This window comes from Agrobacterium tumefaciens, assembly GCF_017726655.1.
Lineage (GTDB): Bacteria > Pseudomonadota > Alphaproteobacteria > Rhizobiales > Rhizobiaceae > Agrobacterium > Agrobacterium tumefaciens_B.
Genome location: NZ_CP072308.1, coordinates 2794135 through 2808607 on the forward strand (window position 1 = coordinate 2794135; position 14473 = coordinate 2808607).

Consider the following 14473-nt stretch of genomic DNA (forward strand, 5'->3'; position numbering starts at 1 on the left):
ACCCCGGATCAAGTCCGGGGCGACGGTGTGAGGATGCAGCTGATGCACAAAATATCGCTGGGTCGATTTAAGGGCGGGGAACATTCCCGCCCTTTTTTCATTCCACGAACGTTACCGAAATATAATCTCTTCCCAAAGCCACTGCGGCTGTTCCCCAAGCGGGAATCTGCCTATATCCGGATCATGGTCATTACCCGCATCTTCGAGTATTTCGAGAATTGGATAAAGCCCTTCGACCGCAAGGACGATTTGCGGCCGCCGGAAAGCACGTTCGCCTTCATCTGGTTCTATATCTCGCAGGCGAAGGCGCCGTTTTTTGCCATGCTGGTGCTGGGCGGGCTGACGGCGGCCATCGAGGCGGCGCTGTTCTGGTTCGTCGGACGGCTCGTCGATATTCTCTCCACCGTAAAGCCGGAAGAGGGCTGGGCGGGGCTGCTTGCGGCGCATGGCGGCGAACTCGTGGGCATGCTGGTGCTGATCGGCATCGTGCGCTTCGTCGTCACCATGGTCACGGCGCTGGTGGACCAGCAGATCATCACGCCCGGCTTTTACAATCTGGTGCGCTGGCAATCCTACATGCATGTGGCGCGGCAATCGCTGACCTTCTTCCAGAACGATTTTTCCGGCCGTATCGTGACCAAGGTCTGGTCGGGCGGACAGGCGGCGGGTGATCTCGTAACCTCGCTGATGGAAAGCGTCTGGTTCGTCGGCATCTACTCGGTTTCCATGCTTTTCCTGATCGGGGGGCTGGACTGGCGGCTTGCGGTCGTCGTCGTTGTCTGGGTGGCGATCTTCTCGCTGCTGGCGCGCTATTTCGTGCCGCGCATCCGCTACCATTCCAGGGAAACGGCGGAAGCCGCCTCGATGCTGTCGGGCCGGATGGTGGATGCCTATGGCAATATCCAGACGTTGCGGCTGTTCGGGCGCGACGACGCCAATGACCGCTACATGCGGCAGGGTTTCGATATCTTCCAGCGCGCGACGATGACGTTTACGCGGTTCATCACCGGCGTGCGTGCGTCCATGGCGCTGCTCTCGGGCGTGATGATCACGTCAATGGCGGCGCTCTGCATCGATCTGTGGCTGTCCGGCAAGATCAGTTCCGGCGCGGTGGCTTTCACGCTGGCGCTGGTGCTGCGGCTCAACTTTCTGCTCGGGCGGTTGATGACGCAGTTCAACGGCATCATGCGCAATTTCGGTACGGTGCAGAATGCCGCCGAATTGATCTCGCAGCCGATCGGTCTCGTCGATGCGCCCGACGCCGCGGTGCTCGAGGTGAAGAAGCCGAGCATCCGCTTTGAGAATGTCAGCTTCCATTATGGGCGGGCGGATGGCGTCATCGGCAATCTCAACCTCGAGATCAGGGCCGGCGAAAAGGTTGGAATCGTCGGGCGCTCCGGTGCCGGCAAATCCACCCTCGTCAACCTGCTGCTGCGTTTTTACGATGTCGAAAAAGGACGCATCCTGATCGATGGGCAGGATATCGCCCGTGTGACGCAGGAATCGCTGCGCGCTCACATCGGCATGGTCACGCAGGATACGTCGCTGCTGCATCGTTCCATCCGGGACAACATCCTGTTCGGCCGCACCGATGCGACCGAGGAACAATTGCGGGAGGCGACGCGGCGGGCCAAGGCGAACGACTTCATCGAACGGCTTGAGGACCAGCGTGGGCGCAAAGGGTTCGATGCGCATGTGGGCGAACGCGGCGTGAAGCTCTCCGGCGGGCAACGCCAGCGTATCGCCATTGCCCGTGTGATGTTGAAGGACGCCCCTATTCTCGTTCTCGATGAAGCGACGTCGGCTCTCGATTCAGAGGTGGAGGCGGCGATCCAGAGCAATCTCGATGAGCTGATGCAGGGTAAGACGGTTCTCGCCATCGCTCACCGGTTGTCGACGATTGCCGCCCTCGACCGGCTGATCGTCATGGATCAGGGGCGCATCGTCGAACAGGGGACCCATTCCGAACTCATTACGCAGGGCGGGCTTTATTCCGAGCTCTGGGCGCGCCAGTCGGGTGGCTTCCTCGCCGCTGATGAGGCGGCGCAATAAGTCAGCCGGAGCATTTCCAGAGGGAACGGATTCGTTCCGGCGTCGGACAATGCGGCGATCCCACCGGAAACGCCCTACTTTCCGATCAAGAAATCCGCCATCAGGCCGTAGTGATTGGAGCCGAGATTGTCTTGCAGCCGGGTTGTCTTCATCAGCGTTGCCGGCTCGCGGGCGAAGATGTGGTCGATGGCGATGCCGAAACTTCCTGCCCTGGTTGGCCAGGTCGCAGGCTCAAATGTCGCTTTCTTCAGATCATTGGCGGCGAGGAAGGCGCGCATGTCAGGTGCGATGCTGGATGAGTTGAAGTCTCCGGCGAGAATGAGCGGGCCGGTGATTCGAAATAGAATTTCGCTGATTTCGTCCAGTTCGTCCCGGTGATAATCGTCGAAATAGGGCTTGGTGATGTGCCCGGCGGCAAGTGTCAGTTGCGTGCCGTCGAGATCGACATTCGCGACGGCAAAACGATCCCGCCGAAGATCGCTGAGATTATAAAAGCGGCCTTCCAGCAACGGCCTTTTTGACAGGATGACGAGATCACAGCCGGGCGTACCCTCATAACAACCGAGCCGGTGCGGATAGGTCGGCTGCAGGCGCGGCAGGGCCGAGCGCAATGCGGCCGCCTCGAAGAGATAAATGGCATCGGCACCCGATTCGAGAACCTTGTCGGCAATCGCATCCGCATTGGCCGCGTTGTCCATCAAGACATTGAATGAGAGCAAGCGGAAGGGCTTTGCGCCTGGTGCCGCATTGGCCGTCGTTGAAAATTCCATGAGCATCGCCACGGCGTGAATGGCCAAGGCAAGCGACCAGATTACAAGCATGGCCGAGATAGCGTCACGCGTCAGCCAGAAGACAAGGCATGAGACGAGGATGCAGACAGCAGCAATATGGAGCTGAAAGCTGGTGACGAAGGCCAAAAGCCAGAAGTCGGTGATGTAGCGCAGGCTGGCGATGACGAGGACGGCAGCAAGCGCCGTGGAAACCATGCACGAGAGCTTCGCCGTCATCCGAATCCCTGCTTTCAAAGCTCTCCCTTGAAGTCTCCTAACACGACGGATTTGAGCGCACAATGTTGCCGGACTGCCAGAGGCCGCGAAAAAATGACAACCAAATCGGGCGCTTCCGGCAGAATTACGGCAGCTTTGTGTGCTTTGCTCTTGCCAAGTCGGTCAATATTTTGCGATCACACAAAGTGACGCGGTTTCTTGATGCCGCAGGTGTGTCCAGGACCGAGGGACGGAGTTTGTCCTGGATCAAATCATAGCGGGAGGACTCATGCGATTTACGGCAAAAACAGCGCAGAGGATGGTGTAGCGGTGAGCGAGCACGTAACCAATCACGACGCTTCGGGTGAACCGACCCGTCGCGATTTTCTTTACCTAGTGACGGGAATGGCGGGCGCCGTTGGTGCTGCCGCAGTTGCATGGCCTTTCATTGACCAGATGCGTCCCGATGCATCGACGCTGGCGCTTGCCTCCATCGAGGTGGATGTCGCGGCCGTCGAGCCGGGCATGTCGCTCACCGTCAAGTGGCGCGGCAAGCCGATTTTCATCCGCAACCGCACGGAAAAGGAAATCGAGGAAGCCAAGGCGGTCGCTCTCGGCGATCTCAAGGACCCGGTGGCGCGCAATGCCAACATCGCTGCAGACGCGCAGGCGACCGATATCGACCGCTCCGCCGGGCAGGGCAAGGAAAACTGGATCGTCATGGTCGGTTCCTGCACCCATCTCGGTTGCGTTCCGCTCGGCCAGGCCGGCGATTTCGGCGGATGGTTCTGTCCCTGCCATGGCTCGCACTACGATACGGCGGGCCGCATTCGTAAGGGTCCTGCGCCGCAGAACCTCGCCATCCCGACATTTGCATTCACATCCGATACCGTGATCAAGATCGGATAAGGGGACAGATATTCATGAGTGGTCATTCCAGTTATCAGCCGTCCACCGGCATCGAGAGGTGGATCGATTCGCGGCTTCCCTTGCCGCGCATGATCTATGACAGCTTCGTCGCCTACCCTGTCCCGCGTAACCTGAACTACGCTTACACTTTTGGCGCGATGCTTTCCGTCATGCTGATCGTGCAGATCCTCACCGGCGTCGTGCTGGCCATGCATTATGCGGCCGAAACGACGGTTGCGTTCAATTCCGTCGAAAAGATCATGCGCGACGTCAACCATGGCTGGCTGCTGCGTTACATGCATGCCAACGGTGCGTCGTTCTTCTTCATCGCGGTTTACCTGCACATTGCCCGTGGCCTTTATTACGGCTCCTACAAGGCGCCCCGTGAAATCCTCTGGATTCTCGGCTGCGTGATCTTCCTGCTGATGATGGCGACTGGCTTCATGGGCTACGTTCTGCCCTGGGGCCAGATGTCCTTCTGGGGCGCGACCGTCATCACCGGCTTCTTCACGGCGTTTCCGGCCATCGGTGAGTGGATCCAGCAGTTCCTGCTCGGCGGCTTTGCCGTGGACCAGCCGACGCTGAACCGTTTCTTCGCGCTTCACTACCTGCTGCCCTTCATGATCGCGGGCGTCGTTATCCTGCACATTTGGGCGCTGCACGTTACCGGCCAGACGAACCCGACCGGCGTTGAAGTCAAGAGCAAGACCGATACCGTTCCCTTCACGCCCTATGCGACGCTGAAGGACGCGCTTGGCGTTTCCGTGTTCCTCATCGGTTATGCCTGGTTCGTGTTCTACATGCCGAATTTCCTCGGTCACCCTGATAACTACATCATGGCCGATCCCTTGAAGACGCCGGCGCATATCGTTCCGGAATGGTACTTCCTGCCGTTCTACGCCATGCTGCGCGCCATCACCTTCAACATCTGGGTCATCGATTCCAAGCTGGGTGGCGTTCTCGTGATGTTCGGCGCGATCGTTGTGCTGTTCTTCCTGCCCTGGCTCGATACGTCGAAGGTTCGCTCCGCTGTTTATCGTCCCTGGTACAAGATGTTCTTCTGGGTCTTCGTGGTGAATGCCATCATGCTCGGCTGGCTGGGCTCGCGCCCGGCGGAAGGCACCTACGTCATCATGTCGCAGATCGGCACGCTTTATTACTTCGGCTTCTTCCTCGTCATCATGCCGATCCTCGGTCTGGTCGAAACGCCCCGGCGTATCCCGAATTCGATTACCGAGGCCGTTCTTGAAAAGAACGCCGCCAAGACGGGTGCCGCGCCAGCGGCAGCCCAGGTCTGAGCGCGAAGGAAGGATGACGACAATGAAGAAGCTTGTAACAAGCATCGCGCTTTTCGCCGCCATCGGCTGTTCCTTCACCGTCGCTTCGGCGGCGGAGGAGAGCCATGACCTCGCCACCAAGACGGAACATGCGATTGCCGGCGGCCATTTCCCGGTGATCAAGCCCGAGGAGCAGAGCTGGTCTTTTGCCGGTCCCTTCGGCAAATACGACAAGGGTCAGCTGCAACGCGGCCTGAAGGTCTATAAGGAAGTCTGCTCGGCCTGCCATTCCATGAGCCTGGTCTCCTTCCGCACGCTGGGTGACCTCGGTTACTCGGACGAGCAGGTCAAGGCTTTCGCTGCTGAATACGAAGTGCAGGACGGCCCGAATGCCGACGGCGAAATGTATAACCGCAAGGCGGTGCCATCGGACCATTTCCCTTCGCCATTCCCGAACCATGAAGCGGCGGCCGCCGCCAATGGCGGGGCTGCGCCGCCCGACATGTCGCTGCTTGCAAAGGCGCGCGGCGTGGAGCGCGGTTTCCCGCAATTCATCATCGACATGATCCCGATCATCGGTGGTTACCAGGAAGGCGGCCCGGACTACATCCACGCGCTGCTGACCGGCTATCAGGATCCGCCGGCTGGTGTTGAAGTGGCCGAAGGCACGCATTTCAACCCGTACTTTGTCAGTGCAGTTGCGTTGAAGATGGCGCCGCCCATCAGCGCGGATCAGGTGACGTACGATGACGGAACGCCGCAGACGGTGGACCAGTATTCGAAGGATGTGGCAGCGTTCCTGATGTGGGCCGCAGAACCGCATCTGGAAGAGCGCAAACGCACCGGCTTTATGGTCATGGTGTTCCTGTTCATCTTCACGGCGCTGATCTATCTCACTAAAAAGTCGGTCTACGCCAACAAGGAACATTGATCGGCCTGCCAATGGCAACCGGACTCTCTAGGCCCTCACGGTTTCCGTGGGGGCTTTTTCATGCTTGATACTTGGCTGGATAGCGGCGCGATCGCTCGCTCAAGCGCAGCCGCTGCTGTCAGATCGCGGCGGGAAAAGGGCGATTTTTCCTTTTTAGTTGGTCAACCGCCCTCAAATTGATAGGGTGGGCGAAATCTTCTCATCGATTTTTCCCAATCAACTGGACATGCCATGACCGTCATTGCTTCGGAGCTTTCCGCTGCCATCCGCTCCATTCCCGACTATCCGAAGTCGGGCATTATCTTCCGCGATATTACCACGCTGCTGGGAAATCCGCGGGCGTTCCGCCGGGCGGTGGATGAACTCGTACAGCCTTACGCCGGGACGAAGATCGACAAGATCGCCGGCATGGAGGCGCGTGGCTTTATTCTCGGCGGCGCTGTGGCCCATCAGCTATCGGCTGGATTCGTGCCCATCCGCAAGAAGGGCAAGCTGCCGCATACCACCGTCCGCGTGGCCTACAGTCTTGAATACGGCGTCGATGAGATGGAAATGCATGTCGATGCGGTACAGCCGGGTGAAAAGGTTATCCTGGTCGATGATTTGATTGCGACCGGCGGCACCGCCGAAGGCGCGGTGAAGCTCTTGCGGCAGATGGGCGCCGAGATTGTTTCCGCCTGTTTCGTGATCGATCTGCCCGATCTCGGCGGCCGCAAAAAGCTGGAAGACCTTGGCGTGGACGTGCGCACGCTTGTGGAGTTTTCGGGTCACTGAAGGCAGCCGAAATAGGCAATGGCAAAGCCATTCCCTTCACGGCCTCGCCTCATTCGAACTCCAGAACGCTGCTCTGAAAAGTCAGCACTGTTTCGCCAGACTGGTTCACGCCTTCGTTGAACGTCGTGTTGAGCCATATCCCGGGTCTGGATTCGAGCGGACGGGCATCGAGCAGTGTGACGAAATAGGTAACGTCGTCGCCGGCGTAGACGGGCTTTTTCCATTTCAGATCGCGGAAACCCGGCGATGGGCCGAGCTTCGGCGGTTCGAGGCCTTCCAGTTTCAGCCTCTTCACCTCTTTTGCCCAGTGCGACAGAAAGCTTTTCATCCATCCCGCGCCCGTGTGCCAGCCAGAGGCACACAGGCCGCCCAGAACGCTGTGTTTGGCGGCTTCAGCATCGAGGTGAAACGGTTGTGGATCGAAATCGCGGGCGAAGCGAACAATGTCTTCGGCGGAAAAATGCAGCGTGTCGAGGGTGACGCGCACGCCGATCGGGGAAAGTTCTGCGAGCCTCATGCCGCCATTCCCCCATTTTTGCGCATCAGAAACATGACGGTGTTTTCGCCATGCGAGACCAGGACGCCATGCTGGTTGTAAAGCTCGTGACGAAGTTTTACGAGGCCGATGCCCGGGCGTGAGGCGGAAGGGCGCTGTTCCAGCACGATCGATTTGCCCGAAAGCGTGTCCCCGGCCAGAACCGGCTTCTTCCAGTCGACATAATCGATGCCGGGGCTGCCCTGTGACGTCGAATCAGAGATATAGCTGTCGGCCATCATCCGCATTAAAAGGCTACAGGTATGCCAGCCCGAAGCAGCCAGCCCGCCAAGAATGCTCTGGCGGCCTGCTTCCTCGGAGAGATGCATGGGCTGGGGGTCAAACTCGCTGGCGAAAGCGATGATCTGCTCTGCCGAAAGCGATTGCGGGCCAAGCGGAAATTCCCGCCCTACGGTGAAATCCTCGTAAGCATAGGTCACGACCGGCGCCATGGTTTCCTCCCTTCGCACAGTCAAAGTCGACGCATCTAAGAGGATTTTTCCCTTTACGTAAAGGTCAAATATGGGTGCGGGTAGCTTCTTTTGGGAGAGGCTGGAGCGGACGAATGCTACTTGTCGCCTTCTCCCCGAGGGGGAGAAGGTCGCGGCAGCGGGATGAGGGGGGGTCATTATATCAGGAGAGCTTGTCCTCTCATCCGACCCTTGTGGCCCAGTATCTCTCCCCGGGGTAGAAGAGACAGGCGGCAATGTTACCGTTCTTTGGTACACCAGGGAGGCGACCGGCCTTTCCCGCGAAGAGGCCTGCTCAGGTGTTGAAGCGGAAGTGGATGACGTCGCCGTCCTGAACCACATATTCCTTGCCTTCGTCACGGGCCTTGCCAGCTTCCTTCGCGCCGACTTCGCCCTTGAAGGCGACATAGTCGTTATAGGCGATGGTGTTGGCGCGGATGAAGCCGCGTTCGAAATCGGAGTGGATGACACCGGCCGCCTGCGGGGCCTTGGTGCCGCGCTCGATGGTCCAGGCGCGGCATTCCTTCGGGCCGACGGTGAAATAGGTGATGAGATCGAGCAGCTTGTAACCGGCACGGATCAGGCGGTCGAGGCCCGCTTCTTCGAGGCCAAGGGCGGAGAGGAATTCCTTCGCCTCTTCGTCGGGAAGCTGTGCGACCTCGGATTCGATTGCAGCGGAGATGATGACGGTCTCGGCACCCTGGGCCTTGGCCATGTCTGCGACGGCGCGGGTGTGCTCATTGCCATCGACTGCATCGCCTTCTGCGACGTTGCAGACATAGAGGACCGGGTGCGCCGTCAGGAGGTTGAGGCCCTGAAGGATGCGCAGCTCTTCGGCATCGAGCGTGGAGAGCAGGGTGCGGACCGGCTTGCCTTCGTGGAGAAGCTTCAGCGATGCTTCCATCAGCGGCAGCTGCGCCAGCGATTCCTTATCCTTCCCGGTGGCGCGCTTGCGGGTCTGTTCCGTGCGGCGCTCGAGGCTTTCGAGGTCGGAGAGCATCAGCTCGGTCTCGATCGTTTCGGCGTCGGCGACCGGGTTGATGCGGCCTTCGACGTGCGTGATGTCATCATCCTCGAAGCAGCGCAGGACGTGCACGACGGCATCGACTTCGCGAATGTTGGCGAGAAACTGGTTGCCGAGGCCTTCACCCTTGGAGGCGCCGCGCACCAGGCCGGCGATATCGACGAAGGAGATGCGGGTGGGGATGATTTCCTTTGAGCCGGCGATGTCGGCAAGGATTTTCATGCGCGCATCCGGAACCGCCACTTCGCCCGTATTCGGCTCGATGGTGCAGAAGGGATAGTTGGCGGCCTGCGCCGCGGCTGTTTTTGTCAGCGCGTTGAAGAGAGTGGACTTGCCGACATTTGGCAATCCAACGATACCGCATTTGAAGCCCATGGCTTGAAACCTGTCCGTTTGAAAGAATTCGTTGAGGAGCCTTTTGCGGAAACGGCAGGGCAAGGTCAAGCCCGCGGGCCGATTTGTGCGGGCAAAGCCCCTTTAATGGCGCGGAATTTCGGGCAGGGTTGCCGATGCCGCGGTTGCGGCGCAATATGAGCGGGTCAAGCGATCGATCTTTCGTCATCAACGGGGTTTTCCCATGAGCAACCGCGATGAACGGCAGGCACGAGCGGCCATGATGAGTGACAGTCCTGTCGATCTCAAACCAAAACCAAAGGTCAAGCCGAAGCTGGAGCGGCCAAAGCTCTATAAGGTCATTCTGCTGAACGACGACTACACGCCGCGTGAATTCGTGACCGTCGTGCTGAAGGCCGTCTTCCGCATGAGCGAGGAGGCCGGTCACCGGGTGATGATGACGGCGCATCGCTTCGGCAGCGCGGTGGTTGTCGTCTGTGAGCGGGATATCGCCGAGACGAAAGCCAAGGAGGCGACCGACCTTGGCAAGGAGGCGGGATTTCCGCTGATGTTCACCACCGAGCCGGAAGAGTGAACGTCACTCCTGCCGGATCTGAAACCCCGTCTTGTTCTGCACGAAGCCGCAGCTTTCGTAAAAGGCGTGAACCTCGGGATCTGCCTGCCGGTGAGCAGCATGACCTTGTAGCAGTTCGCCGCAAAGGCCGCCTCGACGGCATGGCGCACGACTGCGCGCCCGTAACCTCGGCCGCGACGGTTTTCGCGCGTCACCACGTTTTCGGTAAGGGCATAGGGACGGGCGGCGCGCGTGAGGTTTGGAACGATCTGTAGCGTGGCCGTGGCGACCGCGTCCTCGCCGTCGGTCGCAAGAAAAATGGAGAGCCCCGGCTGGGCCAGGATGGCGGCGAACGCCGTATCCGCTTCTTCTGCCGACATGTCTCGGTCGGCCGGATTGAGCGTACGATAAAGTTCAAGCAATTCAGCGAGGTCGTCGCGCTCCGCCTCTCGCAAGACGACGGTGTCAGGTGACATTGATCCTCAATCCTTCTTGCCGAACATGCGCTTCAGCATCTCGGCCATCGGCCCGGTTTCCGGCAGCGTTTTCGGCTGGGCGCTGTTACGCGCCTGATGGATATGGGACTGCGCAGCGGGCCTGGCTGCCTTGGCCGGCTTCTCGGCTTCGGGCTTGCTGCCCGTGGCCAGCGCCAGCTTGTTCATCAGCTGGGAATCCTCAGCCTTCACCAGCATGGAGGCGTTGTCGGCGATCGCGTCGAGCAGCGGCTCCAGCCATGTCTTGTCGGCCTTGGCAAAATCGCCGAGCACATGGCCGTGCACCCGTTCCTTGTCGCCGGGATGTCCTATGCCGAGGCGCAGGCGGCGGTACTCCTTGCCGCAATGGGCGTCGAGGGATTTCAGGCCATTATGGCCGCCATGCCCGCCACCCGTCTTGATGCGGGCGCGGCCGGCCGGCAAGTCCAGTTCGTCATGGATGGCGATGATATCCGCGGGCGAAAGCTTGTAGAAGCGCATGGCTTCGCCAACCGATTCACCGGAAAGGTTCATGTAGGTCAGCGGCTTCATCAGCAGGATTTTTTCGCCGGCGATGTCGCCCTCGGAGATCTCCGCCTTGAATTTCCGAGACCAGGGCGCAAAGGAGGGCAGGCGCTGCAACGCATCGACAGCCATGAAGCCGATGTTATGACGGTTTCCGGCGTATTGCGCGCCGGGATTACCAAGTCCTGCGATGATCTTCATGGGGCTTGTCCGCGTTTTGCCTGATGATGGTGTTGTCACCATCCCGAAAACCGCCGGCTGTCAATCTTTTTGTGCCTGCGAAAGGTATCAGGGGCTGATGAGATCGTAGCGGTCGAAGATTTTCTGCTGCGTTCCATCGGCGATCAACTGGTCTAGTCGCGTCTGCAATCTGGCAATGATCTCGTCCGGGACGCTCTTGTTGCAGGCGAGCCCGAGCTGTTGTCGCGCAAGCGTTATCACCTCGCTGAAGGTGTCGGCGGGCAGGCTTTTTAACGTGCTTTCAGACATGGGCATCAGATCGATGCGGCCGGCTGCCAGCTTGTGGAAGGTGATTTCGAAATCCGCGCCGACATCCACCTGCGGGAAGCCGAGCTTTTGCAGAAGGGCTTCGGTGTAATCTCCACGCTGGGTTCCGACGCGATATTTTTTCGCGTCCTCGAGAGTGGCAGCCTGGATGTTTGCCTTGCGGCGGGCGACAAGCACGTTGCGATCGGTGTGAATGGGGGCAACCCATTTGAACAGGTTTTCCCGTTCCGGCGTCCTTGCGGTGGCGAAAACGCAGTGCATCGGTTGGGTCGTTGCCAATGCGATGGCCCGCGCCCAAGGCATGACCGTAACCTCGTAATCCGTTTTTGTCTGCTCGAGCACGATCTTCAGCTGATCGAAATAGACGCCGCGCACACTGCCATCACTGGCCTGGACATTATAAGGCGGGTAGACCTCGGTTGTCAGAAACAGTTTGTCTGCGTTTGCCGGCGTGGTGAGAGCAAGAAAGATCAGGCAGGTGCGGATCAATCTCATGACATTCCCCAATGTTTCAGGCTTGCCGGGCGGCAATGCGATTTTGATCGGTGATCTCACCCAGACCGGCGATCAGCTTATCGAGAGGCTGCGGCCGGGCGAAGAGGTAACCCTGGCCAAAATCCGCGCCAATCTCGGTCAGAAGTTGCTTCTGCTCCTCGGTTTCGATGCCCTCTGCGATGACGGTGCAGTTCATCTTGTGCGAGATGGCCGCGATACCTTCGACCAGCATGCGGCTGCGTTGCCGGATTTCCGGTCCGTCGTCGCAGATAGAACGGGTAAAGGATTGATCGATCTTGACGATATCGACCGGGAAGCGGCTGAGATAGCTCAGCGACGAGTAACCCGTTCCGAAGTCGTCGAGCGCGATGCGGCAACCGAGCTGATGGATGGCATTGAGGATCGCCCGGATCTGCGGATCGTTTTTCATGATGACCGCTTCGGTGATCTCGATCACAAGGCGGGCGGGAACGATGCCGTGGCGGTGAAGGACACCCGCGATGCGTGTCGGTAGGCCCGGTTCGAATTGCAGCGGCGAAACATTGACGGCGACATAGGTCTGCTCCATGCCGGGCAGGTGCGAAAGCCTCGCGAGATTGGCGATCGCCTGATCGAGGATGACATTGCCGATACGCTGAATAGTGCCGTTTTCTTCTGCAAGACGGACGATGGTCGCCGGGGAAAGCAACCCTTTTTCCGGATGATTGAGACGCAGCAGCGCCTCGAAACCTGTCGTGCGGCCAGTGCCAAGGTTCTGTATCGGCTGGAAATAAGCCTCGAACCAATCGTCGGACAGCGCCTGGGCAATATCGCGCTCCAACTCCGCATGTTCGCGGGCACGATCCATGATCGAGCTGTCGAAGACCTGCGAGCCGTTCTTGCCCATGCGTTTGCGGGTATACATCGCCATATCGGCATTTTGGAGGAGTTCCGAGGCGCTTGACGCGTGCAACGGATAGACGGCCATGCCGATGCTGGCGCTGATGCGAATGCTGTTATTGTCGATCTCGAAGGGTGTATCGAGCATGGCGCCGATGCGTTCGCAGAACTGCCGCGCGCGCTCTTCCACCTTTTCGCCGGCGAGCAGTATAGCAAATTCGTCGCCGCCCAGACGCGATGCGCTGTCGAGCGGCGTCAAAAGTGGCTCCAGTTTTGCGGTGAACTGTTTGAGCACGGCATCACCGGCGGCATGGCCGAGATTGTCGTTGATGGCTTTGAAGCGGTCGAGATCGATGAACAGGCAGGCGAGTTCGCTGCCGTTTTGGTCCGCATCGCGGATTTGCAGATCGAGAATGCCCTCAAAGCCCTGTCGGTTGAACAGGCCGGTCAGATGGTCGGAAATCGCCTGCTGGCGGTTGCGCTTTTCCGACTGGCGCAATTCGGTGACGTCGGTCATGACGCAGAGACAGGTGCTCTGATGGGCCGCATCGCCGGAATGGAGGGCCTTTTCCAGGACAAGCGCGTCCATGACGCTGCCATCCATGCACCGAAAACGCACGGTAATGCCGTTGTGTGACGCATCGGGCAAGGGGTGCGCCGTCCTGCGCTGCTGGAACAGGAGCCGGTCATCGGGGTGGATAAGATCGGCAAAATTCAGGCCGAGTATCCGGCTGCGGTCGTAGCCCGTTGCCTGTATCCAATAATCACTGACGGCGGCGATGCGGTCATGACTATCCAGCGAGAACAGCATGGCCGGCGTACGGTTGTAGATTTCCGTCTTGCGGGCGTGGGCATTCTTGATTTCCAGCTCTTCCTTTTCGAGCTGGGACTGCATTTCGTTGAAGCTTTTCGCGAGTCGGCCGATTTCGTCCTTCGAACGCCAGTCGACGTGATGGCGAGAACCCAGCCGCCGTGTCGCCTCTATCGCGGCCGCCAGCCGCATCAGCGGACGGATCACCATGAAGCGATTGCCGGCGATGGCTGCAATAACGATGGTGACGACGGCCACGATGAAAATCGTGATGAAAGCCAGTTCGGTGCGGCTCAGGGAGGTCAAAAGGCCGACGTCGTCGTAATAAACGGTCAGCAGCCCCACGGTAACGACGCCCTTGGTCGTCTTGTAGGTGACCTCACGGCTCGTCGAGGCGGCTTCCTGGATGATGTCGCTGCCGGCGGTCTGGATGATGTCGAGCTGGCCGGACGTGTCCTTGACCTCGACCATGCGGATCATGGGGTCGGAAACGAGGGTGCCGGTAATCTGGTTGATGGTGTCGTCATCCAGATCCCACAGCGGCCGGGCAAGCGCCTGCGCATTGGTGGAGAGGAGGATTTCGAGATGGTTGCGCTGGCTGCGAATGGCTTCATGGTAGGAAAGCGTCAGCAAAAGCGTAAAGAGCGGTGCGACCACTGTGAGAAGTGCGCCGGAAACAATCGCGATAAAGCGGCTTTCGACGGAATGAGCCATGTTAAATCGCAGTTACCCCTTGCCCCAGACTTGCTGCGCCGCGTTTTCTTCCGTCTGGAGATTCCACGGCAGCGCAAGTGTATCGTTTCACGGAAGTGTTAATCGACGCTGAAACGGCCCGCCCATCATGGCTGGGCGGCAAGCTTTCTGGAATTAAAGTTCATAAAAACTAAAAGGCCCGTTCCGAAACCGGAACGGGCCCAA

Annotated in this window: 13 protein-coding genes and 1 pseudogene; 6 read left to right on the top strand and 8 right to left on the bottom strand. The window is 59.3% G+C overall.

Going from position 1 to position 14473, the window contains the following annotated elements:
• Nucleotides 1-42 precede the first annotated feature (42 nt).
• Nucleotides 43-2052, top strand: coding sequence for an ABC transporter ATP-binding protein (locus AT6N2_RS13660; protein WP_425292728.1), 2010 nt, complete (start codon nucleotides 43-45; stop codon nucleotides 2050-2052).
• A 74-nt stretch (nucleotides 2053-2126) separates the two neighbouring features.
• Here AT6N2_RS13660 and AT6N2_RS13665 read toward each other — a convergent pair whose 3' ends face one another.
• Nucleotides 2127-3059, bottom strand: coding sequence for an endonuclease/exonuclease/phosphatase family protein (locus AT6N2_RS13665; protein WP_209087442.1), 933 nt, complete (start codon nucleotides 3057-3059; stop codon nucleotides 2127-2129).
• A 309-nt stretch (nucleotides 3060-3368) separates the two neighbouring features.
• On the opposite strand from AT6N2_RS13665, the gene petA reads away from it, so the two are divergent.
• The 4 genes from petA to AT6N2_RS13685 all read left to right on the top strand — a co-directional run bounded on the left by petA (nucleotide 3369) and on the right by AT6N2_RS13685 (nucleotide 6929).
• Nucleotides 3369-3947: a ubiquinol-cytochrome c reductase iron-sulfur subunit gene (petA, locus tag AT6N2_RS13670; RefSeq protein ID WP_035220195.1), complete on the top strand. Its 579-nt coding sequence runs from the start codon at nucleotides 3369-3371 to the stop codon at nucleotides 3945-3947.
• Between the two features lie 14 nt (nucleotides 3948-3961).
• The gene (locus tag AT6N2_RS13675; protein WP_063950685.1) at nucleotides 3962-5245 is read left to right on the top strand and encodes a cytochrome b; all 1284 of its coding nucleotides are present in this window, start codon (nucleotides 3962-3964) and stop codon (nucleotides 5243-5245) included.
• 22 nt (nucleotides 5246-5267) lie between these two features.
• Nucleotides 5268-6155 carry a cytochrome c1 gene (locus tag AT6N2_RS13680; protein ID WP_063950684.1) on the top strand — a complete coding sequence of 296 codons (888 nt, stop codon included), beginning with the start codon at nucleotides 5268-5270 and terminating at the stop codon, nucleotides 6153-6155.
• Nucleotides 6156-6386: 231 nt separating this feature from the next.
• Complete coding sequence (locus AT6N2_RS13685) at nucleotides 6387-6929, top strand: adenine phosphoribosyltransferase (RefSeq protein ID WP_209087444.1); 543 nt, start codon at nucleotides 6387-6389, stop codon at nucleotides 6927-6929.
• 49 nt (nucleotides 6930-6978) lie between these two features.
• Here the strand turns inward: AT6N2_RS13685 and AT6N2_RS13690 are convergent, their stop codons facing one another.
• The 3 genes from AT6N2_RS13690 to ychF all read right to left on the bottom strand — a co-directional run bounded on the left by AT6N2_RS13690 (nucleotide 6979) and on the right by ychF (nucleotide 9333).
• A complete protein-coding gene (locus AT6N2_RS13690; protein ID WP_209087446.1) occupies nucleotides 6979-7446 on the bottom strand; it encodes a MaoC family dehydratase in 468 nt (155 codons plus the stop codon).
• Complete coding sequence (locus AT6N2_RS13695; RefSeq protein ID WP_209087448.1) at nucleotides 7443-7916, bottom strand: MaoC family dehydratase; 474 nt, start codon at nucleotides 7914-7916, stop codon at nucleotides 7443-7445. Before AT6N2_RS13695 ends, AT6N2_RS13690 begins: the two co-directional genes overlap by 4 nt.
• Nucleotides 7917-8229: 313 nt before the next feature.
• Nucleotides 8230-9333, bottom strand: coding sequence for a redox-regulated ATPase YchF (gene ychF / locus AT6N2_RS13700; RefSeq protein ID WP_209087450.1), 1104 nt, complete (start codon nucleotides 9331-9333; stop codon nucleotides 8230-8232).
• A 241-nt stretch (nucleotides 9334-9574) separates the two neighbouring features.
• Here ychF and clpS point away from each other — a divergent pair, with 241 nt between their 5' ends.
• Complete coding sequence (gene clpS / locus AT6N2_RS13705; protein ID WP_006699463.1) at nucleotides 9575-9886, top strand: ATP-dependent Clp protease adapter ClpS; 312 nt, start codon at nucleotides 9575-9577, stop codon at nucleotides 9884-9886.
• 3 nt (nucleotides 9887-9889) lie between these two features.
• Here the strand turns inward: clpS and AT6N2_RS13710 are convergent.
• From AT6N2_RS13710 to AT6N2_RS13725, 4 genes and pseudogenes are all read right to left on the bottom strand, one after another.
• Nucleotides 9890-10341, bottom strand: a pseudogene (locus AT6N2_RS13710) (GNAT family N-acetyltransferase).
• Between the two features lie 6 nt (nucleotides 10342-10347).
• Nucleotides 10348-11064: an aminoacyl-tRNA hydrolase gene (gene pth / locus AT6N2_RS13715; RefSeq protein ID WP_209087452.1), complete on the bottom strand. Its 717-nt coding sequence runs from the start codon at nucleotides 11062-11064 to the stop codon at nucleotides 10348-10350.
• 87 nt (nucleotides 11065-11151) lie between these two features.
• Nucleotides 11152-11865 carry a substrate-binding periplasmic protein gene (locus tag AT6N2_RS13720; protein WP_209087454.1) on the bottom strand — a complete coding sequence of 238 codons (714 nt, stop codon included), beginning with the start codon at nucleotides 11863-11865 and terminating at the stop codon, nucleotides 11152-11154.
• A 16-nt stretch (nucleotides 11866-11881) separates the two neighbouring features.
• Entirely contained in the window at nucleotides 11882-14269 is a 2388-nt protein-coding gene (locus AT6N2_RS13725) for an EAL domain-containing protein (protein WP_209087456.1), read from the bottom strand.
• Nucleotides 14270-14473: the final 204 nt, after the last annotated feature.

What these genes read in the sequence shown, in the direction of transcription:
- AT6N2_RS13660 (WP_425292728.1), top strand. Translation starts at nt 43, where the DNA reads ATGCACAAAATATCGCTGGGTCGATTTAAGGGCGGGGAACATTCCCGC.
- AT6N2_RS13665 (WP_209087442.1), bottom strand. Translation starts at nt 3,059, where the DNA reads ATGACGGCGAAGCTCTCGTGCATGGTTTCCACGGCGCTTGCTGCCGTC.
- AT6N2_RS13675 (WP_063950685.1), top strand. Translation starts at nt 3,962, where the DNA reads ATGAGTGGTCATTCCAGTTATCAGCCGTCCACCGGCATCGAGAGGTGG.
- AT6N2_RS13680 (WP_063950684.1), top strand. Translation starts at nt 5,268, where the DNA reads ATGAAGAAGCTTGTAACAAGCATCGCGCTTTTCGCCGCCATCGGCTGT.
- AT6N2_RS13685 (WP_209087444.1), top strand. Translation starts at nt 6,387, where the DNA reads ATGACCGTCATTGCTTCGGAGCTTTCCGCTGCCATCCGCTCCATTCCC.
- AT6N2_RS13690 (WP_209087446.1), bottom strand. Translation starts at nt 7,446, where the DNA reads ATGAGGCTCGCAGAACTTTCCCCGATCGGCGTGCGCGTCACCCTCGAC.
- AT6N2_RS13695 (WP_209087448.1), bottom strand. Translation starts at nt 7,916, where the DNA reads ATGGCGCCGGTCGTGACCTATGCTTACGAGGATTTCACCGTAGGGCGG.
- ychF (WP_209087450.1), bottom strand. Translation starts at nt 9,333, where the DNA reads ATGGGCTTCAAATGCGGTATCGTTGGATTGCCAAATGTCGGCAAGTCC.
- clpS (WP_006699463.1), top strand. Translation starts at nt 9,575, where the DNA reads ATGAGTGACAGTCCTGTCGATCTCAAACCAAAACCAAAGGTCAAGCCG.
- pth (WP_209087452.1), bottom strand. Translation starts at nt 11,064, where the DNA reads ATGAAGATCATCGCAGGACTTGGTAATCCCGGCGCGCAATACGCCGGA.
- AT6N2_RS13720 (WP_209087454.1), bottom strand. Translation starts at nt 11,865, where the DNA reads ATGAGATTGATCCGCACCTGCCTGATCTTTCTTGCTCTCACCACGCCG.
- AT6N2_RS13725 (WP_209087456.1), bottom strand. Translation starts at nt 14,269, where the DNA reads ATGGCTCATTCCGTCGAAAGCCGCTTTATCGCGATTGTTTCCGGCGCA.